Origin of the sequence: Pseudomonas sp. S5D5 (assembly GCF_003013355.1) — a bacterium.
GTDB classification, from domain to species: Bacteria; Pseudomonadota; Gammaproteobacteria; order Pseudomonadales; family Pseudomonadaceae; genus Aquipseudomonas; species Aquipseudomonas aylmerensis.
On the sequence record NZ_PTEO01000001.1, the window covers coordinates 3,295,594 to 3,316,291 of the forward strand.

At 62.9% G+C, this 20,698-nt stretch carries 19 protein-coding genes; 5 read left to right on the plus strand and 14 right to left on the minus strand.

The window, feature by feature from the left end; all coding sequences use genetic code 11:
• Nucleotides 1–94: 94 nt before the first annotated feature.
• Together C9990_RS15355 and C9990_RS15360 are read right to left on the minus strand one after the other, a co-directional pair.
• Nucleotides 95–1,153, minus strand: a complete 1,059-nt coding sequence (locus C9990_RS15355) for a tetratricopeptide repeat protein (RefSeq protein ID WP_065905361.1) — start codon at nucleotides 1,151–1,153, stop codon at nucleotides 95–97.
• 76 nt (nucleotides 1,154–1,229) lie between these two features.
• Nucleotides 1,230–2,123 carry a bestrophin family protein gene (locus C9990_RS15360; protein ID WP_106803819.1) on the minus strand — a complete coding sequence of 298 codons (894 nt, stop codon included), beginning with the start codon at nucleotides 2,121–2,123 and terminating at the stop codon, nucleotides 1,230–1,232.
• Nucleotides 2,124–2,345: 222 nt separating this feature from the next.
• On the opposite strand from C9990_RS15360, the gene C9990_RS15365 reads away from it, so the two are divergent.
• From C9990_RS15365 to C9990_RS15380, 4 genes are read left to right on the plus strand one after another with little or no spacing between them, the layout of a single operon-like run.
• Nucleotides 2,346–3,113 carry an SDR family NAD(P)-dependent oxidoreductase gene (locus C9990_RS15365; protein ID WP_106803820.1) on the plus strand — a complete coding sequence of 256 codons (768 nt, stop codon included), beginning with the start codon at nucleotides 2,346–2,348 and terminating at the stop codon, nucleotides 3,111–3,113.
• A gap of 11 nt (nucleotides 3,114–3,124) precedes the next feature.
• Entirely contained in the window at nucleotides 3,125–4,309 is a 1,185-nt protein-coding gene (locus tag C9990_RS15370) for an acetyl-CoA C-acyltransferase (RefSeq protein ID WP_106803821.1), read from the plus strand.
• A 9-nt stretch (nucleotides 4,310–4,318) separates the two neighbouring features.
• Nucleotides 4,319–5,446 carry an acyl-CoA dehydrogenase gene (locus C9990_RS15375; RefSeq protein WP_065905356.1) on the plus strand — a complete coding sequence of 376 codons (1,128 nt, stop codon included), beginning with the start codon at nucleotides 4,319–4,321 and terminating at the stop codon, nucleotides 5,444–5,446.
• Between the two features lie 11 nt (nucleotides 5,447–5,457).
• Nucleotides 5,458–6,231 carry an enoyl-CoA hydratase gene (locus tag C9990_RS15380; RefSeq protein ID WP_065905355.1) on the plus strand — a complete coding sequence of 258 codons (774 nt, stop codon included), beginning with the start codon at nucleotides 5,458–5,460 and terminating at the stop codon, nucleotides 6,229–6,231.
• A gap of 138 nt (nucleotides 6,232–6,369) precedes the next feature.
• On the opposite strand, the gene C9990_RS15385 is transcribed toward C9990_RS15380, so the two are convergent.
• The 12 genes from C9990_RS15385 to arnC all read right to left on the minus strand — a co-directional run bounded on the left by C9990_RS15385 (nucleotide 6,370) and on the right by arnC (nucleotide 19,418).
• Nucleotides 6,370–7,521: an acyl-CoA dehydrogenase family protein gene (locus tag C9990_RS15385; RefSeq protein ID WP_106803822.1), complete on the minus strand. Its 1,152-nt coding sequence runs from the start codon at nucleotides 7,519–7,521 to the stop codon at nucleotides 6,370–6,372.
• A 3-nt stretch (nucleotides 7,522–7,524) separates the two neighbouring features.
• Complete coding sequence (locus C9990_RS15390; RefSeq protein ID WP_106803823.1) at nucleotides 7,525–8,628, minus strand: enoyl-CoA hydratase/isomerase family protein; 1,104 nt, start codon at nucleotides 8,626–8,628, stop codon at nucleotides 7,525–7,527.
• Between the two features lie 142 nt (nucleotides 8,629–8,770).
• Nucleotides 8,771–9,481, minus strand: a complete 711-nt coding sequence (locus C9990_RS15395) for an HPP family protein (protein WP_106803824.1) — start codon at nucleotides 9,479–9,481, stop codon at nucleotides 8,771–8,773.
• 183 nt (nucleotides 9,482–9,664) lie between these two features.
• Nucleotides 9,665–9,904 carry a type VI secretion system contractile sheath small subunit gene (locus C9990_RS33085; RefSeq protein WP_348775363.1) on the minus strand — a complete coding sequence of 80 codons (240 nt, stop codon included), beginning with the start codon at nucleotides 9,902–9,904 and terminating at the stop codon, nucleotides 9,665–9,667.
• A gap of 208 nt (nucleotides 9,905–10,112) precedes the next feature.
• Nucleotides 10,113–11,735, minus strand: a complete 1,623-nt coding sequence (locus C9990_RS15405) for a glycosyltransferase family 39 protein (protein WP_106803826.1) — start codon at nucleotides 11,733–11,735, stop codon at nucleotides 10,113–10,115.
• 3 nt (nucleotides 11,736–11,738) lie between these two features.
• Nucleotides 11,739–13,118, minus strand: a complete 1,380-nt coding sequence (locus C9990_RS15410; RefSeq protein ID WP_106803827.1) for a UDP-glucose/GDP-mannose dehydrogenase family protein — start codon at nucleotides 13,116–13,118, stop codon at nucleotides 11,739–11,741.
• Complete coding sequence (gene arnF / locus C9990_RS15415) at nucleotides 13,115–13,516, minus strand: 4-amino-4-deoxy-L-arabinose-phosphoundecaprenol flippase subunit ArnF (RefSeq protein WP_106803828.1); 402 nt, start codon at nucleotides 13,514–13,516, stop codon at nucleotides 13,115–13,117. The genes C9990_RS15410 and arnF overlap by 4 nt, the downstream gene beginning before the upstream one ends.
• Entirely contained in the window at nucleotides 13,513–13,860 is a 348-nt protein-coding gene (gene arnE / locus C9990_RS15420; RefSeq protein ID WP_065905342.1) for a 4-amino-4-deoxy-L-arabinose-phosphoundecaprenol flippase subunit ArnE, read from the minus strand. Before arnE ends, arnF begins: the two co-directional genes overlap by 4 nt.
• The gene (arnT, locus tag C9990_RS15425) at nucleotides 13,857–15,512 is read right to left on the minus strand and encodes a lipid IV(A) 4-amino-4-deoxy-L-arabinosyltransferase (RefSeq protein ID WP_106803829.1); all 1,656 of its coding nucleotides are present in this window, start codon (nucleotides 15,510–15,512) and stop codon (nucleotides 13,857–13,859) included. The genes arnE and arnT overlap by 4 nt, the downstream gene beginning before the upstream one ends.
• Nucleotides 15,509–16,393, minus strand: a complete 885-nt coding sequence (arnD, locus tag C9990_RS15430; protein WP_106803830.1) for a 4-deoxy-4-formamido-L-arabinose-phosphoundecaprenol deformylase — start codon at nucleotides 16,391–16,393, stop codon at nucleotides 15,509–15,511. Before arnD ends, arnT begins: the two co-directional genes overlap by 4 nt.
• The gene (gene arnA / locus C9990_RS15435; RefSeq protein WP_065905336.1) at nucleotides 16,393–18,384 is read right to left on the minus strand and encodes a bifunctional UDP-4-amino-4-deoxy-L-arabinose formyltransferase/UDP-glucuronic acid oxidase ArnA; all 1,992 of its coding nucleotides are present in this window, start codon (nucleotides 18,382–18,384) and stop codon (nucleotides 16,393–16,395) included. Before arnA ends, arnD begins: the two co-directional genes overlap by 1 nt.
• Nucleotides 18,381–19,418: an undecaprenyl-phosphate 4-deoxy-4-formamido-L-arabinose transferase gene (gene arnC, locus C9990_RS15440; protein ID WP_065905334.1), complete on the minus strand. Its 1,038-nt coding sequence runs from the start codon at nucleotides 19,416–19,418 to the stop codon at nucleotides 18,381–18,383. Before arnC ends, arnA begins: the two co-directional genes overlap by 4 nt.
• Nucleotides 19,419–19,830: 412 nt before the next feature.
• Between arnC and C9990_RS15445 the strand changes: the two genes are divergently transcribed.
• Complete coding sequence (locus C9990_RS15445; RefSeq protein ID WP_106803831.1) at nucleotides 19,831–20,643, plus strand: M949_RS01915 family surface polysaccharide biosynthesis protein; 813 nt, start codon at nucleotides 19,831–19,833, stop codon at nucleotides 20,641–20,643.
• The last annotated feature ends 55 nt before the right edge of the window (nucleotides 20,644–20,698 follow it).

The following is a 20,698-nucleotide window of genomic DNA, read 5'->3' on the forward strand; positions in this document are numbered from 1 at the left end:
AGAGGATGCGCGCCCTGGTGGACGCGCCATGTTCTCTTGACCGTAGCGCTTTGCGGCGGTTCAACCTGTTCCTGGAAAATACGGCCGGTGATGTCTACAGACCCTGTTGCAGGGCCGGATCGTCGGGGTTTTGCTGTTCGAGCTGGGCCAGCAGCACCTGCACGTTCTGCAATTGGCCGCTTTCTTTCCAGTAGGTGACGAGCAGCACCCGCGCCTTGCGATTGGCCGGGTGGCGCTGGATGATTTCTTCCAACTGGCGCTGGGCCGCTTCCTGTTCCTGCTGGGCGTGCAGGGTGGTGGCCAGGTCGTAGCGGTAATCCTGATTGTCCGGCTCCAGCTCCACGGCCTTGGACAGGCCCAGCAGCGCATAGGGGCGCTCGCCGTGGTGCAGCAGCCACATGCCCAGCGCATGTTGCAGGTAAGCCGATTCAGGGTGCGCCGCCAGTTGCCGCGCGAGCAGTTGACGGGACTCGTCGGTCTTGCCTTGCTTATCCAGCAGCTCGATCTGCGCGACCACCGCCTGCAAGTTGTCCGGCTGCAGGCGCATGGCCTGTTCCAGCGCATTTTGTGCATCGGGCAGCAGGGCGCTGTGGATGTACAGGCGCGCCAGTTGAATCCAGCCCTCAGCCGTTTCCGGCTGGGCCTTGAGCTTCTTCACGAACTCATCCAGCACCTGCTGCAAGGGCCCGAAATACAAGCCCAAGGTGTCGGGCGAGAGACCGAGCAACGCATTGGCGGCGGCAAAGCGCACGCCTTGTTCGGGGTCATCCAGGGCAGGGCCGAGCAACAGCGTGCGCTGGCCCGTGGGCACTAGGCCGACAATGCTATGGATAGCGGCTTCGCGTACCAGCGGCGAGTCGCTGGCGAGGTCTTTATCCGCCAGCTTCAAGGCCTGGGGGCTGGGGTAGTTGGGCAGTTCGGCATGCAATGCGGCGCGGCGCTCGGGCGACAGGTCCGGCCGGCCCAATTGCTGATAGAGCACGCGCGCCGCGCCCGGCTCGCCGTTATGCGCCTGTTTCAGCGCTTTCGCGTAACCATGGGCAATGGCGGGTGGCACGGCCACCGGTGTGGAACGGGAGAAATACCAGGTGATCAGTACAATCAACAACAGGGCGCACAGGCCGACGATGGAGTAACGGCGTGACTTTGACATGCAGGCGTCCGAAAGCTTGGGCAGCTAGAGCAAAGCCATCAGCTTCGGCCAGACCAGGGCAGGTGTCAAACCCGCGTCAGGTCAGCACGTATTCCACCGGCTCGAGCGGCGGCGGCAAGTCGGTTTCGCCGAGGGCCGCGAGAATCTCGCGCTCCAGGGTGCGCAGGATCGCGTTGCAGGGCAGGTCGTTTTCGTCAAAGCCGAAAGGGTCTTCGAGATCATCGCCGATCTCGTCCAGGCCAAAGAAGGTGTAGCTGACAATGGCGGTGAACACCGGCGTGAGCCAGCCCAGGGGCTCGGCCATGGCGAACGGCAACAGAATGCAGAACAGGTAGATGGTGCGGTGCAGCAGCAAAGTGTAGGGGAAGGGCAGCGGCGTGGCCTTGATCCGCTCGCACGAGGCCTGCACCTGGCTGAGGCTGACCAGCCGGGTCTCCAGTTGGGTGTAGCGCCATTCGCTGAGCACGCCCTGTTCGGTCAGCACGGAAAACCGCGCGCCGACCTGCTGCAGCAGCTTGTCGGGGAGGTTGGGGTGGCGGGTGTCGACGCCGCTCCACGGTTTGATTGCCAGCGCTTCATCTTCATGTCGCAGGCGGGCGACCAGGCCGTGCGCAAAACCACCCAGCGCGCGCAGCAGGCCGGCGCGCTCGGCCGGGTCACTGAGCACCTGGGTCTCGCGGATCAGCGAGCGTACATCGATGATCATCTGCCCCAGTTGCTTGCGGCCTTCCCACCAGCGGTCATAGCAGGCGTTATTGCGAAAGCTCATGAAGATCGACAGCGACAGCCCCAGCAGCGTGAATGGCGTGGCGTTGACCTTGGAGAAATACGCCGGGTGCAGGGTTTCCACCAGCACGATCACCGAGGCCAGCAACGTGACCAGCAGGCTGCGCAGGGCAATGCGCTTGGCTATCGAGCCTTTGAGGGAGAACAGGATACCCAGGAGGTTGGGTTTGGGACGCACAATCATCGGCGGGACAGGGCTTCTTCGGGGACGCGGCTTCAGGGGGTGTAGCCCCTCAGATTAGAAGCAAGCGCGACAGGCGTCCAATCGCTTGGACTGACTGGCCGATAAGCAGGATTGATGACTGGCCAAACCAGTCAAGCAGGTTGAAAGCTTTGACCATTGCTGCGCCAGCGTGCGGGAGCGACTATTTCCACGATTCGGTCCTTCTGGTTCAAGGAAACAATAATGCAGATTGAAAACAAGATCTTCCTGGTCAGCGGCGGCGCGTCAGGCCTGGGCGCGGCCACCGCAGAAATGCTGATTGCCGCCGGTGCCAAGGTGATGCTGGTGGATTTGAACGCCGACGCGGTGACCGCCAAGGCCAAGCAGTTGGGCGAGAACGCGCGCAGCGCCTTGGCCGATATCAGCCAGGAAGCGGCGGCCGAAGCCGCCGTGCAAGCGACTGTTGACGCCTTTGGCGGCCTGCACGGGCTGGTCAACTGCGCCGGTGTGGTGCGTGGCGAGAAAATTCTCGGCAAGAACGGCCCCCACGGGCTGGCCAGCTTTGCCCAGGTGATCAACGTCAACCTGATCGGCAGCTTCAACCTGCTGCGCCTGGCGGCAGCGGCCATTGCTGAAACCGAAGCGAATGCCGATGGCGAGCGCGGCGTGATCATCAACACCGCCTCGGTTGCAGCGTTTGATGGGCAGATCGGCCAGGCTGCCTATTCCGCCTCCAAAGGCGCGATCGCCAGCCTCACGTTACCGGCCGCTCGCGAGCTGGCGCGCTTTGGTATCCGCGTGATGACCATCGCCCCGGGCATTTTCGAGACGCCAATGATGGCCGGCATGACCGCCGAAGTGCGCGACTCGCTGGCCGCAGGCGTACCATTCCCGCCGCGCCTGGGCAAGCCTGCAGAATACGCGGCGCTGGTCCGCCACATCATCGAAAACAGCATGCTCAATGGTGAGGTGATCCGTCTCGACGGCGCCTTGCGCATGGCCGCCAAGTAAGGAGAACTTCCATGACTGATCCCATCGTAATTGTCAGTGCCGTGCGCACCCCCATGGGCGGCTTCCAGGGCGACCTCAAGGGCCTGACCGCGCCTCAGTTGGGTTCTGCCGCGATCCGTGCCGCGGTCGAGCGTGCCGGCATCGCCACCGATGCTGTCGATGAAGTGCTGTTCGGCTGTGTGCTGCCCGCCGGCCTCGGCCAGGCACCGGCGCGCCAGGCGGCCCTCGGCGCCGGGCTGGACAAGTCGACGCGCTGCACCACCCTCAACAAGATGTGCGGTTCGGGCATGGAGGCGGCGATCCTGGCACATGATTCGCTGCTGGCCGGCAGCGTCGAAGTGGTGATTGCCGGCGGCATGGAAAGCATGTCCAACGCCCCTTATCTGCTCGACCGCGCCCGCAGCGGCTACCGCATGGGCCACGGCCGCGTGCTCGACCATATGTTCCTCGACGGCCTCGAAGACGCCTACGACAAGGGCCGCCTGATGGGCACCTTTGCCGAAGACTGCGCTGCGCACAACGGCTTTACCCGTGAAGCCCAGGACGCCTTCGCCATCGCCTCGCTGACGCGTGCGCAAGAAGCGATCACCCATGGCAGCTTCGCCGCCGAGATCGTCCCGGTGCAGGTCACGGTCGGCAAGGAGCAGAAGACCGTCCAGCACGACGAACAGCCGCCCAAGGCCAAGCTGGACAAGATCGCCAGCCTGAAACCGGCGTTCCGCGAAGGCGGTACCGTAACGGCCGCCAACTCCAGCTCGATCTCCGACGGTGCGGCGGCCTTGTTGCTGATGCGCCAGTCCGAGGCGCTCAAGCGCGGGCTCAAGCCGCTGGCGGTGATCCATGGTCACGCGGCCTTTGCCGATGAGCCCGGGCTGTTTCCGGTGGCGCCGGTGGGCGCAATCCGCAAGCTGATGAGCAAGACCGGCTGGAGCATCGACGAAGTTGACCTGTTCGAGATCAACGAGGCCTTCGCGGTGGTCACCCTGGTGACGATGAGCAAGCTGGAAATCCCGCACGCCAAGGTCAACGTTCACGGCGGCGCCTGTGCCCTGGGCCACCCGATCGGTGCCTCCGGCGCGCGAATCCTGGTGACCCTGCTCGCGGCCCTGCGCCAGAAAGGCCTCAAGCGTGGCGTGGCCGCGATCTGTATCGGCGGCGGTGAAGCCACGGCCATGGCCGTTGAATGCCTGTATTAAGGAAACCCTATGCTGCCCAATGACGAACAACTGCAGATCAGCGACGCGGCCCGGCAATTTGCCCAGGAGCGGCTGAAACCGTTCGCAGCCGACTGGGACCGCGAGCACCGCTTTCCCAAGGAAGCCATCGGCGAAATGGCCGAGCTGGGCTTTTTCGGCATGCTCGTGCCGGAACAGTGGGGCGGCTGCGACACCGGCTACCTGGCCTACGCCATGGCCCTGGAAGAAATCGCCGCCGGCGACGGGGCCTGCTCGACCATCATGAGCGTGCACAACTCGGTGGGCTGCGTGCCCATCCTCACGTTCGGCAACGATCAGCAGAAAGAGCAATTCCTCAAGCCACTCGCCAGTGGCGCCATGCTCGGCGCGTTTGCGTTGACCGAGCCTCAGGCCGGTTCGGATGCCAGCAGCCTGAAGACCCGGGCGCGCCTGGACGGTGATCACTACGTGCTCAATGGCTGCAAGCAGTTCATCACCTCCGGGCAAAATGCCGGGGTGGTGATTGTGTTTGCGGTGACCGACCCGGCCGCCGGCAAGCGCGGCATCAGCGCGTTCATCGTGCCCACCGACTCCCCGGGCTACAGTGTGGCGCGGGTCGAAGACAAGCTCGGCCAGCACGCCTCGGACACCTGCCAGATCCTGTTCGAGGACGTGAAAGTGCCGGTGGCCAATCGCCTGGGCGCGGAGGGCGAAGGCTATCGAATCGCCCTGGCCAACCTCGAAGGCGGTCGCGTGGGTATCGCCTCGCAGTCGGTGGGCATGGCGCGCGCTGCCTTTGAAGCCGCCCGCGACTATGCCAGGGAACGCGAAAGCTTCGGCAAGCCACTCATCGAGCACCAGGCCGTGGCGTTTCGCCTGGCCGACATGGCCACGCAAATCGCCGTCGCCCGGCAGATGGTGCAGTACGCGGCGGCACTGCGTGACAGCGGCAAGCCGGCGCTGGTGGAAGCGTCCATGGCCAAGCTGTTCGCCTCGGAAATGGCTGAAAAAGTCTGTTCGGCCGCCTTGCAAACCCTGGGCGGTTACGGTTACCTGAGCGACTTCCCCCTCGAGCGGATCTACCGCGATGTGCGGGTCTGCCAGATCTACGAAGGCACCAGCGATATTCAACGCATGGTCATCTCACGCAATCTCTAAGGAGCCGATACATGAGTTACGAAACCATTTTGCTCGAAGTCCAGGGCCGCGTCGGGCTGATTACCCTCAATCGCCCGCAAGCCCTGAACGCCTTGAATGCGCAGTTGGTCAGCGAGCTGAACCAGGCGCTGGACGGCCTGGAAGCCGATCCACAGATCGGCTGCATCGTGCTGACCGGCTCGAAGAAAGCCTTTGCCGCCGGCGCCGACATCAAGGAAATGGCCGAGCTGACCTACCCGCAGATCTACCTGGACGACCTGTTCAGCGACAGCGACCGCGTGGCCAACCGCCGCAAGCCGATCATTGCCGCGGTCAACGGTTTCGCCCTCGGCGGGGGCTGTGAATTGGCGTTGATGTGCGACTTTATCCTGGCCGGTGACGGCGCCAAGTTCGGCCAGCCGGAAATCAACCTCGGCGTGTTGCCGGGCATGGGCGGCACGCAGCGCCTGACCCGCGCGGTGGGCAAGGCCAAGGCCATGGAAATGTGCCTGACCGGGCGCTTTATTGATGCAGTGGAAGCCGAGCGCTGCGGGATTGTCGCGCGCATTGTGCCGGCGGATGAATTGTTGGAAGAGGCCTTGAAGGTTGCCACATTGATCGCCGGCAAATCGGTTCCGATCAGCATGATGGTCAAGGAAAGCGTGAACCGCGCGTTTGAAGTGAGCCTGTCCGAAGGCGTGCGCTTTGAGCGCCGGGTGTTCCATGCCGCGTTCGCGACCCTGGATCAGAAGGAAGGCATGGCGGCGTTCGTGGCCAAGCGTGCGCCGGCGTTCAAGGACAAGTAAGCCCGCATCACTTACACCGATGATCCAAATGTGGGAGCGGGCTTGCCCGCGAATACGGCTAATCAGTCACTGCAGCTTTGACTGACCTGGCGCATTCGCGAGCAAGCCCGCTCCCACATGGGGGGTGTGGTCTTTCAGTTAGAGGGGATAGTTCTTCAGTTCCCTGGCAATCACCATCCGCTGTATCTCGCTGGTCCCCTCGTAAATCTGCGTGATCCGCGCATCGCGGTAGTAGCGTTCCACGGGATAATCTTCCAGATACCCATACCCACCGTGAATCTGCATCGCCGAGGAGCAGACCTTTTCGGCCATTTCCGAGGCGAACAGCTTGGCCTGGGAGGCTTCCGACAGGCACGGTTTGCCGGCCGAGCGCAGGCGCGCGGCGTGCAGGATCAACAAGCGCGCGGCGTTCAGGCGGGTTTGCATGTCGGCCAGCAGGTTCGCCACGCTCTGGTGCTCGATGATTGCCTTGTCGAACTGCACGCGGTCGCGGGCGTAGACCAGCGCAGCTTCAAACGCCGCGCGGGCGATGCCCAGGGCCTGGGCGGCAATGCCGATGCGGCCGCCTTCCAGGTTCGACAGCGCAATCGCCAGGCCTTTGCCGCGCTCACCCAGCAGGTTGGCCTCGGGCACGCTGCATTGGTTGAGGGTGACGGCACAGGTGTCCGAGGCGCGAATGCCCATCTTGTGTTCGGTACGGTCGACGACGAAGCCTGGGGTGTCGGTGGGCACCAGGAATGCGGAGATACCTTTCTTGCCCAATTGCGGGTCGGTCACGGCGAACACAATAGCGAGCTTGGCGCGCTTGCCGTTGCTGACAAATTGCTTGGCACCATTGATCACCCATTGGCCATCGCGCAACTCGGCGCGGGTGCGCAGGTTGTGCGCTTCGGAACCGGCCTGGGGTTCGGTGAGGCAGAAGCAACCGATTGCCTGGCCACTTGCGAGGTCGGCCAGCCAGGTCTGTTTCTGTTCCTGTGTGCCGTAGTTGAGAATGGGCCCGCAACCGACTGAATTGTGGATACTCATCAGCGCGCCGGTGGCGCCATCGCCGGCGGAAATTTCCTCGACCGCCAAGGCATATGCGACGTAGTCGACATAGGTGCCACCCCATTCTTCGGGGACCACCATGCCCAGCAGCCCGAGTTCGCCCATCTTCGCGACCAGGGCATCGTCGATCCAGCCGGCTTTCTCCCAGGCTTGGGCATGGGGGGCGATTTCGCCACGGGCAAAGTCACGCGCCATGTCGCGAATCATCACTTGTTCTTCAGTGTATTCAATATCTTGCATGGCTTAGTTCGCAACCTTCTCGAAGTGATGGAAGAAGCTCTCGACATGGGTGTGGTCCAGGCCGTGCAGCGTGGGTGGATTCCAACGCGGGGCCTTGTCCTTGTCGATGATCAGCGCACGAACGCCTTCGATGAGGTCGCCGCGTTCAAACCACTGGCGGTCAAGGTGCAGTTCCAGGGCAAAGCAGCGTTCCAGCGGCAGGCGCCGGCCGCGACGCAGCATTTCCAGGGTCACGGCCATGGCCAGCGGCGAGCGGGTGTGCATCAGTTGGGCGGTAGTGAGTGCCCATTCATGGCTGTCGGCGACCGTCACCTGCTGCAATTGCTCGACGATACTCGGTATATCCGGCAGGCCGAAGAAATGGTCGATGGCCGGGCGCAAGGCGGCCAGCGGCGCGTCGGGCAACTGTTGCACGGCGAGTTTGGCCAGTACGCCCTGCAGGTCCTTGAGTGGCGACTCGTGCCATTGCAGGCGGTCGAGCTTGTGGTCGAGGTCGGCCAGCTTTGCGCTGTCCAGGTACCAATCGGCGAGGCCGCAGTAGAGGGCGTCGGCGGCGCGAATCTGCACGCCGGTGACGCCGAGGTAAATCCCCAGCTCGCCGGGAATGCGCGGCAAGAAGTAGCTGCCGCCAACGTCCGGGAAGTAACCGATTGCCACTTCCGGCATGGCCAGGCGGCTGCGCTCGGTGACCACGCGCAGATCCGCGCCCTGCACCAGGCCCATGCCGCCGCCGAGGACAAACCCGTCCATCAACGCGAGGACAGGTTTGCGGTAATGGTGGATGGCCAGGTCCAGCGCGTATTCCTCGACGAAGAAATCTTCGTGCAGGGTGTCGCCGTTTTTGAAGCTGTCGTAGAGGGAGCGAATATCACCGCCGGCGCAAAAGGCCTTTTCGCCGGCGCCGCGCAGCACCACGGCATGCACCTGCGGATCGTCGGCCCACGCCTGCAGCTGGCGGGCGAGGCTGCGGACCATGTCCAGGGTGATTGCGTTGAGGCCGGCAGGGCGGTTGAGGGTAAGGTGGCCGATGTGGTTGCGCACTTCGGCCAGGACGTCGTCTTGAAGGATATCGGCGCTGCTTGCTTGGTTTGAAACCTGAGCAGTCATCTGTAACTCCCTGCTTTTATTGTTCTTTATCAAGAGGTTCAGCGAAGAACCATCTCGCGATCGTACCAGTGCAAATTTGCCCAGTACAACCTTCAATCATGCAGGTCGTTTTTGCATTTATGCAGCAGGCCGCGTGTCTGCGTCAGGGGATGCGGCTGGCCAGGACTTCACCAATACTGCGGCGCCGTGCGTGGGTTTCGGCGGCGTGGATCAACTGTTCCAACTCGCTGGGGGCGACATCGTAGAACTGCTCCATGTCGGCCAGCGCGAGCTTCAGGTCGGCAGCGGTAATGGCCGGGTCTTGAGCGGCCTGGGTGTCTGGCAGGACCACCGCGGGAGCCTCGACGGCGCCCTTGGGGTAGCGGGTGCGCGTGGCATTGTTGTAGGCCAGTGCACAGGCGAGCAGGGCGCCGGCACCCAGCAACACCGCGCCCATCTCATGCCAGCCGAGGGCGGCCGAGGCCGGGTCGGCCAGTACCAGGGTCATGGCCAGGCCACCGGCAGGTGGATGCAGGCAGCGCAGCCAGCACATCAATACCACCGTCATGCCTGCCGCCAGGCACGCACCGCCCAGGGTGCGCCCAAGGACGCGGGCCACCAGCAAGGCCACCACGCCGGCACACAGGTAGCTGCCGATGATCGACCAGGGTTGCGCGAGCGCGCCGGATGAGACCGCAAACAACAACACCGCCGAGGCCCCGAGTGGCCCCAGCAGGTGCAGGGCCACGTCCATGCCAAACACTTGGGCACATAACCACACGCTGAACAGCGTGCCGAGCGCCATGCCGATAGCGGCACGACTCCATTCGGTGGGACGGGTATTGATAGCAGCAGGGAACCAGCGAGCGAGCATTGACAGGCATTCCATAAACGACAGGCAAAAAAAAGGCTTGTCTGGTTGCCCGGAAAAGCCCTTTGAAAGTTCCAACATTGGGGGAAGGAACCTGTGCAGTGTGCCGTGCCTGTCGACAGCGCGCCAATGCATATTAATGCAGGTTAAATCCAAAAATAATGCAGTTAAATGAGACTGCCACACTTACAAAAGAGGGACCTGCACACTGAGCTTGCCCAGGACGCGATCATCGGTCTCGTCGTTGAACAAGCGTTTTCGCAGATCCGCCTGCAGCCCGGTATCACTGGCAAGTGGGCCCTTGAGCGCCACCAGCGCGTCGCGTAATTCCATCAGCCGCTCCAGGGGCGGGACCGGCAAATAGCCAACGTGAACGAGATCGGGCTCCGGGGTCGCGTAGACGCCCGGCGAAACATCATCTGACACGGCATTGTCCTCTTATTGGATAGGCTGCGGCGTACACCGCGGGCCTACAGCTTCCTTGTTGTTATGCATGACCCGTGGCGGTAAATGATTACCACACATGGCATTCGAGTTTACCGTTGGGTTTCGGGCGCGGGGAAGGGCAATGGTCGCAGCAATTACGCATAGCTGCGTAGGAGTTTTCTGCGTCGGGAGCCCCGACGCAGAGCACTCAAGGGTGTGGGGCCTGGGCCAGGTGCAGCAGCACGTAGGGGTTGCGGTCGAACTCACCGCTCAGGGTCGGCGTGAGGGCGCGAAAGCGCGGGTCTTTCAACCCTTCGAAATCCGCCTCGCTCATCACCAGCCAGGCCGGCCCTTGTATCGGGTTCAGGTCAGCGGGGTTCTGGGTGAACAACGGTACCTGGTCGCAATCAAGGTTGACCATGTATTTGATGGCCTTGGCGTCTTTACCCAGGCCGTGCAATACCACGGGCGCGCGCTGCTGCATGACCTGCTCGTGCACCTGCAGGGTAAACGTGCGGGTGTCGTAGAGGCTGCGCTCCAGCGGCTCGACCACGCCGATATAGCTGGCCCACACCGCCAGTACACCGGCCAACGCCGGGCCCAGCGGGCGCAGTTGCGCCTTGAACAACGCCAGCAAAGCCACGACCTGCAGCGCGCCCAGCAGGCCAAACATTGGCCCCAGATGCTCCAGCTGCTGCGGATAACGTGTGCGTGCGAACAACAACCCGGCGATCAGCAGCGTCGGAAGCAACGTCCAAATGCCCAGCATCAGCCTGCGCAACCCGGCAAACAGCCGACCCTCGGCAACCTGGAACGGATAGGCCGCAATGATTGCCGCCATGGGCAACATCGGCAGCACATAGCGCGCCTTTTTCGCCTGTGGGATCGACAGGCCAAGCATCACCAGCAGGCCGGCGGCCGCGCAGTACAGCACCAACTGCAAGGCCGGCCCCGGCGTACGCTGGCCGCCGAGGGCGATTGCCAGCAGTACCAGCAGCGCCACGGGATAGGCCATGGCGTAATTGCCCAGCGAACTGGTGAAGTAATACAGCACGCCGCTGGAGCCTTCGCTGCCGTCCATGCGCCCCAGGAACTGCATGCGGATCACGTCCTGCATGAAGCTTTCACCGCCGCTGAGCTTGGCCATCAGCAACAGCAGGCCGACACACGCCACCAACAGCGCCAGCGCCAGCAAGCCAAAACTGAACAGCTGCCGCCATTGCCGATTGATCAGGTAGTAGCTGCACAGCACGCCGGTGGGTATCACCAGGCCAATCGGCCCGCGAATCGCAAAGCCGAGGATCAGCAGCAGGTACAGCCAGTGCAAGCGCTTGCCAGCACCGAAGTGGTCATGCGCGTAACCCAGGTAGAACACCGCCAGGGCAATCGCGGCGAGCATCTGGTCGAGGGATACCGAGCGGGTTTCACTGATGAAGGTGCTGCTGAGCAGCAATACCGCGATGCTCAGCAGGCCCCAGTGCCGGGAGTGGGGCGCCGTGAGGCGATACACCAGCACCACGATCGCTGCCGAGGCCAGCGCCGTGGGCAACCAGGCCGTGAGGCTGGTGACCTGGCCCAGGGGCAACGACAGCAACCAGGTCAGCAGTGTCGAGGTGGCCAGGTAATCCGCATACGGCTGCCCGTAGGTGGTCGGGAAAAAGCCCGGCCCGTGGCGCAGCATCTCCTGGGCAAACACCACGAAGCGGGAGTCGAAGCCGATAATCGCCTGGTGCCAGCTGCCAGCGATGAATAACGCCAGCGCCAGCAACCCCAGCAGTAGGGATTGGCGGCGAATCGTCGGGCTCAGCAGGGACGGTTGAGCTTTGTTCACGTATCAGGCTTCCACGACCTGTGGCACCCACTGTTGCTGCGGAATCGGCAACTGGCACGAGTCGCCACGGCCCATCGGGAAGTACTGGAAGCCTTTGCGCGCCAGGCGCTCGCCGTCATACAGGTTGCGGCCGTCGAAGATCACCGGGGTTTTCAGGCGCTGGTGAATCAGGTCGAAGTCCGGTGCCTTGAACTGCTGCCATTCGGTGCAGACGATCAGCGCATCGGCGCCGCTCAAGGTCGACTCCGGGGTGCCCATCAGCATCAGGTGCGGGTCATCGCCGTAGATGCGCTGGGTTTCCTGCATGGCTTCCGGGTCGAACGCGCGTACGTTGGCGCCGGCGGCCCACAGGGCTTCCATCAATACACGGCTGGGGGCATCGCGCATGTCGTCGGTGTTCGGTTTGAACGCCAGGCCCCAAAGGGCAAAGGTCTTGCCGCGCAGGTTGCCCTTGAAGAACGCATTGATACGCTCGAACAGCTTGCTCTTCTGGCGCTGGTTGATCGCTTCCACGGCTTCCAACAGGTCACTGGAGCAGTTGGCCTGCTTGGCACTGTGGATCAGCGCGCGCATGTCCTTGGGGAAGCACGAGCCGCCGTAGCCGCAGCCAGGGTAGATGAAGTGGTAGCCAATGCGCGAGTCGGCACCGATGCCCAGGCGTACGGCTTCGATATCCGCGCCCAAGTGCTCGGCCAGCTCGGCGATCTGGTTGATAAAGCTGATCTTGGTCGCGAGCATGCAGTTGGCGGCGTACTTGGTCAGCTCGGCGCTGCGCAGGTCCATGAAGATGATGCGGTCATGGTTGCGGTTGAACGGCGCGTACAGGTCGCGCATCACGTCACGCACTTCTTCGCGCTCGCAGCCGATGATGATGCGATCCGGGCGGCGGCAGTCGGCCACGGCCGAGCCTTCCTTGAGGAATTCCGGGTTGGAGACGATATCGAACTCCAGGTGCCGGCCCGCCAGGTGCAGGGCCTTCTCGATGTGCGCGCGCAGGGTGTCGCCGGTGCCCACCGGCACGGTGGATTTCTCCACCAGGATCACCGGCTCGATACGGTGGCGGGCCACGGCATCGCCTACCGACAGCACGTATTTCAGGTCGGCCGAGCCGTCTTCATCCGACGGCGTGCCCACGGCAATGAACAGTACTTCGCCGTGTTCGACGGCCAGCTTTTCATCAAAGGTGAAGTGCAGTCGCCCGCTCTCCAGGTTCTCCTTGACCATCGCGGCCAGCCCCGGCTCGAAGATGCTCACATGGCCTTGCTGCAACAGCTTGACCTTGTTTTGATCGACGTCCATGCAGATGACATCGTGACCGACTTCGGCCAATACGGTGGCCTGCACCAGACCGACGTAACCACTACCAAATACACTGATTTTCATGGGGCATTCCTGGGACTTGTAGCGCTAGCACGGCGAGAGTTGATAACCAGCACTCCGAGGATGACCAAGGCCACCCCCAGGGTTTTTGAAACCGAAAAGTGTTCGTTGAAGACCGGCAGGCTGGCCGCCAGCAGGTACACCAGCGCGTAGCTGATGCTCAGCAGCGAATAGGCCCGGCCCAACGGCAGGTGTTTGAGCGCGCCGAGCCAGCAGAGCATCGACAGCGCATAGGCGAGGATCGCCAGCAGCACCACAGCCAGGGCGCCGAGGTCGATCTGGGCCGTCAGCCATTCGTTGGGCAGCGGCAGGCGCGTCATGCTCCAGCGCATGCCCAGCTGGGCCGCGCTGACCAGTGCTACGCTGCCCAGGGCCAGGGCAAACCCCTGGACCCGGCTCATACGTGACGCCCCAGTAGCACGACGCCGCCGATCACCAGCGCCACACCCAGCCAGTGACGGCCATCGATGTGTTCATGGAACACAAAACGCGCCATCAGCGTGACCAAGACAAAATTCAGGCTGAGCATCGGGTAGGCGATGCCGACCTCCAGGCGCTGCAGTACCAGCAGCCACACCAGCAGGCCCAGGCCCAGGCACACCAGCGCCGCCCACAGCCACGGCGAGCGCAGTTTCAGCGCCCAGCCGTCCGGCAGGTCACGCCAGCTTTCCACGGCGAACTTTTGCGAGACCTGGCCCATGCAGGTCAGCAGGCAGGCGGCCAATAGCAGGAGCAGGGTGATCACGGCTGCACCTGCGGGAAGATCAGAATCACGATATTGCCTTGCTCATAGCGCTCGCCGTCGGTGGGCAGCAGCGCTACTTCGGCGATTTCATCGTCGCCTTTGACGCGCATCACCACACCCACCGGCCCTTGTTTGCGCGCCTCGCTCATCCACTGCTGGACCTGGCGGGTGTCGACCTTGTGATGCCCGGCATCCGGGTAGGCCAGGCCGTACTTCACTTCGCCGACCGTGTTGTACAGCGTCACATCCGGGCGCTGCAGGCGCCACGCCAGGGCCGATGCCGCGCCAAGGTCGTTGCTGAGCAACGCCGTAGCCGGGCGCAGTGCCTGCAGGTGATCGATGATGAATTGATCCGGGGTCTTGTTGTAGACCACCGAATGCGGCAGTGCGGCCGGCAGCAGGGCGACCATCAGCCAGCTGCCGATCACCGGCGCGGCCCACAGGTGCAATGGCCGTGCAGCCTGCAGCAGGTTGACCAGGATCCAGCCGAACAGGAAGACAAACACCAGCACCAGGCTGAAGGTTTCCTGGCCATGTTCGTACAGCGGCTTTTTCAGTTGGAACCAGCTCAGGGCGAGCAATACCACCACGCCGAGAACCAGGTTCAGCCAGCCGTTGAGGCGCAACGCGCGACCGCGGCCCTGGGCCAGTTTATCCGCCAGGGTGTTGCCCATCAGCAAGGCCAGCGGCAGCAGGCACGGCATGATGTAGGAGGGCAGCTTGCCTTTGGCCAGGCTGAAGAAGGCCAGGGGCATCAGCAGCCACAGCAACACAAAGCCGACCTTCGCCGTGCGCTTGTCTTGCCACGCCTGCTTGAGGGTGGACGGCAGCAGGGCGACCCACGGCAGCGAGAACGCCACCAGCAGCGGCAAGTAATACCAGAACGGCTCGGCATGCTGGGCGTCGTCGCCGGCAAAGCGCTGGATATGCTCGTGCCAGAAGAAGAAATTCCAGTAGTCCGGTTCCTGCAGGTGCACGGCCAATGCCCACGGCACGCTGACCACAATCGCCACCGCTACGGCCACCAGGCCATAACCCAACAGTTCGCGAAAACGCTTCTGCCAGATTGCGTAGGGCAGGGCGATCAACACCGGCAACAGCCAGGCCAGGAACCCCTTGGTCATGAAGCCCATGCCACATGCCAGGCCCAGCACTGCCCAGGACCACAACCGGCCGCTGCGCGTGGTGCTGTCGAAGCAAAACCACAGGGCCACACCGGTGAGGTTGACCCAGAAGGTGAACTGCGGATCCAGGTTGGCATAGCCGCCGAGGGCCGCGACGCTGACAAAGCTCATGTACAGCACGGTGCTGACCAGGCTTTTTTGCGGGTCATTCCACAACCGGCGTGACACCAGGTACACCAGCAGGATGCTCAGGCCGGTGCTCAATGCCGACGCAAAGCGCACGCCGAACAGGTTCTGCCCGAAGATCGCCTGGCCCAGCGCGATCATCCAGTAGCCGGCCGCAGGCTTTTCGAAATAGCGAATACCCATGAAGTGCGGCGACGCCCATTTGCCGGTCAGCAGCATTTCCTGGCTGATCTGCGCATAGCGGGTTTCATCCGGAATCCACAGGCCGTGGGTGGCCAGCGGCAGCAGATAAAACACGCCGAACGCCAACAGGAGCAGGGGCAGGGCCCAACGACGGATCATGCCTGTTGCACTCCGAGCCAACCCTCACGGCCGCTCAGGGCGCCGCGCACCAGCTGCTGCTGGGGCAGGGTGGTGACGTCGGCAGGCAGCAACTCGCCCAGCGGTTGGAAATCGATGCCGCGCTGCCCTGCCTGGGCCAGCAACTGGCGAAAATCATTGGCCATCAGAATCCCTTCTACTTCTGCGTGGATGGTGTAGACGTTGAGCTTCGACTCCGCGAAGCGCTCGAGGATGTAGCTATTGAAATCCTTGGCAGCTACCACCGGCCCGACGACTTCGTCGAAGGTCGGCAGGTCGACCGGAATCTGTGGGGTGCCCGCGCGGCCATCGGCCAAGGTTGGCCTGAACAGGCTCGTGCCCCGACAATCACTGTTGTAGCGGAAGTTGAACCCTTGCTTGGCCTGCACCACGCGTTCATCGGCGCGCCAACCGGCGGCCGCGGAACAGTCGATGCGTTCACCCAGGATATCGCTCAGGGTGTCGACGCCGCGCCGAATCTGCTCGACCAGTTGTGCGTCGCTCCAGCGCCCGGTGTTGGCCTGCCAGCCATGGTGATCCCAGGCATGCAGGCCGACTTCATGGCCGGCGGCCTTGGCCTGGCGCATCAAATGCCCCAGGTCACGGCCGATCGGCTTGCCCGGCCAGGCAGTGCCGGCGAGCAAAATATCCCAGCCATACAGGCCGGCAGCGTTGGAACGCAGCATCTTCCACAGGAACTGCGGGCGGATCAGGCGCCACAAGTGGCGCCCCATGTTGTCCGGCCCGACACTGAAGAAGAACGTCGCCTTGACCCCGGCTTCATCCAGGGATTCGAGCAGCCGCGGCACCCCTTCACGGGTCCCACGGTAGGTGTCGACGTCAATGCGCAAGCCTGCCTTCATTACTTCTTGTCCGCGATTTCGAGCATGGCTTCACGCAGGAAGAAGTCCAGGGTGTTGCCGATGGTCTCGCTCATCTCCACGGTCGGCTCCCAGTTCAGCAGGCGCTTGGCGTTTTCGATGCTTGGCTTGCGGTGTGCCACGTCCTGGTAACCGGTGCCGTAGAACGCCTTGCTCTCGACGTCGCGGAAACCGGCGAACGGCGGGAAGTTGCCACGCAACGGATGCGCTTCGAACTGACGCAGCAGCTCTTCGCCCAACTGGCGGATGCTGGCTTCGTTTTCCGGGTTGCCGATGTTGATGATCTGGCCGTTGCAGACATCGTTGTCGTTATCAATGATGCGCGCCAGGGCTTCGATGCCGTCGGCGATGTCAGTGAAGCAACGCTTTTGCTCGCCGCCGTCGAACAGGCGGATCGGCGTGCCTTCCACCAGGTTGAGGATCAACTGGGTGATCGCGCGGGAGCTGCCGATACGCGCCGAATCCAGGCGGTCCAGGCGCGGGCCCATCCAGTTGAAGGGACGGAACAGTGTGAAGTTCAGGCCCTTGGCGCCGTAGGCCCAGATCACGCGGTCGAGCAGTTGCTTGGAGACCGAGTAGATCCAGCGCTGCTTGTTGACCGGGCCGACCACCAGGTTGGAGGTGTCTTCGTCGAAGTACTGGTCCTGGCACATGCCATAGACTTCGGAGGTCGACGGGAAGATCACGCGCTTGTTGTACTTGACGCAGTAGCGCACCAGCTTGAGGTTTTCCTCGAAGTCCAGCTCGAACACGCGCAGCGGGTTACGCGTGTATTCGATTGGCGTGGCGATGGCCACCAGCGGCAGGACCACGTCGCACTTCTTGATGTGGTACTCGATCCACTCGGTGTGGATGCTGATGTCGCCTTCCACGTAGTGGAAGTTCGGGTGGCTGCGCAGGCGCTCGATGGCGTCGGAGCCGATGTCCAGGCCGTAGACTTCGTAGCGGTCGTCACGCAGCAGGCGCTCGGACAAGTGGTTACCGATAAAGCCGTTCACACCGAGGATCAGCACGCGGGTACGGCGCGGCTTGCGGCCGGACTCGGCGCCACGCAGCACGGAGCCGTCGACCAGGCCGAGTTCATTGGCCAGGGATGGGCCGGCCAGGTACAGGCCGTTGTCATTGCGTTGGCCGAACTTGACCACCAGCGAGTCTTCACCACAGGCGATGCGCAGCGGGTTGACGCTGATCACGCGGCCCGGCGCCAGGCCTTCATTGCCCTTCACCACCTCGGCCTGCCAGACGATCAGCTTGTGCTCGCCCACGGCGCAGAAGGCGCCCGGGTACGGTTGAGTCACGGCGCGAACCAGGTTGAACAGTTCTTCAGCCGGCTTTTTCCACTCCAACTTGCCGTCGGCAGCGGTGCGACGACCGAAGTAGGTGGCCTGGCTTTCGTCCTGGGCGGTTTCAGTCAGCTTGCCGGCGGCCAGTTGCGGCAGGGCGTCACGCAGCAGGTTGCTGGCGGCGTCGCGCAGTTTGGCGTGCAGGGTCAGGCCGGTGTCGGTGCGCTCGATGGCGACCTTCTGCTGGGCCAGGATCGCGCCGGCATCGGCACGCTTGACCATGCGGTGCAGGGTCACGCCGGTTTCGGTTTCGCCTTTCACCAGCACCCAGTTGGCCGGTGCGCGGCCACGGTATTTGGGCAACAGCGAACCGTGCAGGTTGAACGCGCCTTTGCTGGCGGTGGCCAACAGGGCTTCGCTCAGCAGGTTGCGGTAGTAGAAGGAGAAGATGAAGTCCGGTTTGAGCTTGGCAATACGCTCGATCCACAGCGGGTGGTTGGCGTCTTCCGGCGCGTGCACTGGAATGCCGTTACGGGCGCACAACTGCGCGACGGAACCGTAGAAGTTGTTTTCCTTGGGGTCGTCGGCATGGGTAAACACGGCAGCAATGTCGTAGCCGGCAGCCAGCAGGGCTTCAATGCCTGCACAGCCAATATCGTGGTAAGCGAAGACAACGGCGTTTGAATTCATGACGAAACCTGATCGGAAGGAGAAGTAGAAGTGGTATGGGAAGACACCAGGCCGTCGACGACGACCACGGGTGCCGGTGCTGCCGGTTGGTTGCGCAGCACTTTTTCAATGAAGAACCGAGGGCGGGCACGCACGTCGCTGTACATGCGGCCCAGGTATTCACCCAGCAGGCCCATGCCGATGAACTGGCCACCGGTGAACACGAACAGCACGGCGAACAGCACGAACAGGCCATCACCGGCCCAGTCGGCACCGAATGCCAGGCGCATGACGATCAACGCGAAGGCGAAAAAAACGCCCAGCGCCGCCAGGCTGAAGCCGACGATGGACAGCAGCCGCAGCGGGGTGGTGGTCATGCAGGTCAGCAGGTCGAACATCAGGCTGATCAGGCGCATGGCGCTGTATTTGGATTCGCCGTGCTCGCGCTCGGCGTGGTGCACCAGGATCTCGGTGGTGTGGCGGGCAAAGCCGTTGGCCAGGATCGGAATGAAGGTGCTGCGCTCGCGGCAGGCAAGCATGGCGTCGACGATGGTGCGCCGGTAAGCGCGCAGCATGCAGCCGTAGTCGGTCATGGCCACGCCGGTGGAGCGTTGCACCGCCAGGTTGATCAGGCGCGACGGCCAGCGGCGAAAGGCCGAGTCCTGGCGATTGTTGCGCACGGTGGCAACCACGTCGTAGCCCAGCGCGGCTTGTTCGACCAGGCGCGGGATTTCTTCGGGAGGGTTCTGCAGGTCGGCGTCGAGGGTAATCACCACCTCGCCCCGGCACTGCTCGAAACCGGCCATGATCGCGGCATGCTGGCCGTAGTTGCGGTTGAGGATCACCGCGACCACCTTGCTGCCGTCTACGGCGGCAGCGTCTTCCAGCAGTTGGGCCGAATTGTCGCGGCTACCGTCATCCACCAGGATGATTTCGTATTCGTAGGCCAGTTGCTGGCACGCTGCGGTGGTGCGACGCAGCAGTTCAGGCAGGCTTTCTTGTTCGTTGTAGACCGGGATGACGATCGACACGCAATGAATAGGGTAGGGTTTCAAAGATTCATGACCTCGGGGGTTAGCGCAACTTGGAGCGTGAAAACATCAATAAACAGTGGGCAAACGTCTAGACCGTAGAAGCAGGGACGGTGCTAAAGGTGAAGCGTAATCAACAGGTTAGACGGTGTTGCGCAATTTGCTATTAAGTTTCACGTTCAAGATTAAGCGCAAAAATGTTGAACAGATATGAAAGGCAGATGAAAAACTCGTTTATTTGACAGGTAGACAGCTAGGGTTCAGCTAAACATCCACGGCGTTGTCCGTTGAATTGGCTGGCGAAATAGGAACGGCCGCGCAGGTGTTTGGTTCAACGCAAACGTGCGCCCTGCGCGTTGGCACTTTATTCAAGAATCTTCTCTGCAATGCGCCCCAAGTGCCGGTAAAGTAAGCCGTCTCTTGCCAGGGTGATCGGATGAATAGCGTGCAGCTTTTACGCGGCCAGTTGCGGCCAGTGTTGATGGGATTGTTGATGACCGTGGCGTGCGTCACCACGGTGCGCGCCGACGACGGCGTGGCGCTGACCAGCATCGACCAGGTGCCGGACGGGGTGGAAGTGCGCGGCAAGCAGATCGCCGCGTATACCTGGGACGATCGCCAGGGCAAGAACCTGCTGGTGCTCGCCGAGCAAGTCAGCGAGCGCGACGATGACGGGACCCAGTCGGCCTTCGTCTACGCGGCTCAGTACCTGATCGATGGCAATCGCCCCAAGCGCGTGTGGATGCTCTACGACGACGTGCAGCACTGCGAATTCGACGCCGCCCTGCGCTTCGACCGGGAGGCGACCAAGGTCACCGACCTTGCCGGCGATGGCATCACCCAGGCGACCGTGGGTTACTCGCGCACCTGCACCAGCGACGTCAGTCCCAATGAATTCAAGTTGATCATGCACGTGGGCAAGTCGCAGAAGTACCGCCTGCGCGGTGTCGACCGGGTCGGCGCCAGTTGGTGGGACGAAGAAGCGGGCGCCCTGCGCGGCATGCCGCTGCCCAAGGATTGCAGCGTGGCCGGCCAGCAGGCATTGGTCAGCCAATACAAGGAGCAGGGCACCGAGTTGCCCTTGCCGGGCTGCTATGGCGATGAGAAGGATTTTGCCAAGGCCCCCGAGGCGTACCTGACCTTTATGCGTCAGCACTGGTTCGCGCTGATGCAGAAGCAGGACACCGATTGGAGCCAGGCCCAGACCCAACCGCAAGATTCCACCGAGGATGACGACAGCGCCCCGTGATGTGGTGCGAGGGCTCTTGCTGGGGTAGACTCAGGCCTCGCCAATTCACTAAATA

Coding starts and splice junctions, on each gene's coding strand:
- C9990_RS15355 (WP_065905361.1), bottom strand. CDS start 1,153: ATGTCAAAGTCACGCCGTTACTCCATCGTCGGCCTGTGCGCCCTGTTG.
- C9990_RS15360 (WP_106803819.1), bottom strand. CDS start 2,123: ATGATTGTGCGTCCCAAACCCAACCTCCTGGGTATCCTGTTCTCCCTC.
- C9990_RS15365 (WP_106803820.1), top strand. CDS start 2,346: ATGCAGATTGAAAACAAGATCTTCCTGGTCAGCGGCGGCGCGTCAGGC.
- C9990_RS15370 (WP_106803821.1), top strand. CDS start 3,125: ATGACTGATCCCATCGTAATTGTCAGTGCCGTGCGCACCCCCATGGGC.
- C9990_RS15375 (WP_065905356.1), top strand. CDS start 4,319: ATGCTGCCCAATGACGAACAACTGCAGATCAGCGACGCGGCCCGGCAA.
- C9990_RS15380 (WP_065905355.1), top strand. CDS start 5,458: ATGAGTTACGAAACCATTTTGCTCGAAGTCCAGGGCCGCGTCGGGCTG.
- C9990_RS15385 (WP_106803822.1), bottom strand. CDS start 7,521: ATGCAAGATATTGAATACACTGAAGAACAAGTGATGATTCGCGACATG.
- C9990_RS15390 (WP_106803823.1), bottom strand. CDS start 8,628: ATGACTGCTCAGGTTTCAAACCAAGCAAGCAGCGCCGATATCCTTCAA.
- C9990_RS15395 (WP_106803824.1), bottom strand. CDS start 9,481: ATGCTCGCTCGCTGGTTCCCTGCTGCTATCAATACCCGTCCCACCGAA.
- C9990_RS15410 (WP_106803827.1), bottom strand. CDS start 13,118: ATGAAAATCAGTGTATTTGGTAGTGGTTACGTCGGTCTGGTGCAGGCC.
- arnF (WP_106803828.1), bottom strand. CDS start 13,516: ATGAGCCGGGTCCAGGGGTTTGCCCTGGCCCTGGGCAGCGTAGCACTG.
- arnT (WP_106803829.1), bottom strand. CDS start 15,512: ATGATCCGTCGTTGGGCCCTGCCCCTGCTCCTGTTGGCGTTCGGCGTG.
- arnD (WP_106803830.1), bottom strand. CDS start 16,393: ATGAAGGCAGGCTTGCGCATTGACGTCGACACCTACCGTGGGACCCGT.
- arnA (WP_065905336.1), bottom strand. CDS start 18,384: ATGAATTCAAACGCCGTTGTCTTCGCTTACCACGATATTGGCTGTGCA.
- C9990_RS15445 (WP_106803831.1), top strand. CDS start 19,831: ATGAATAGCGTGCAGCTTTTACGCGGCCAGTTGCGGCCAGTGTTGATG.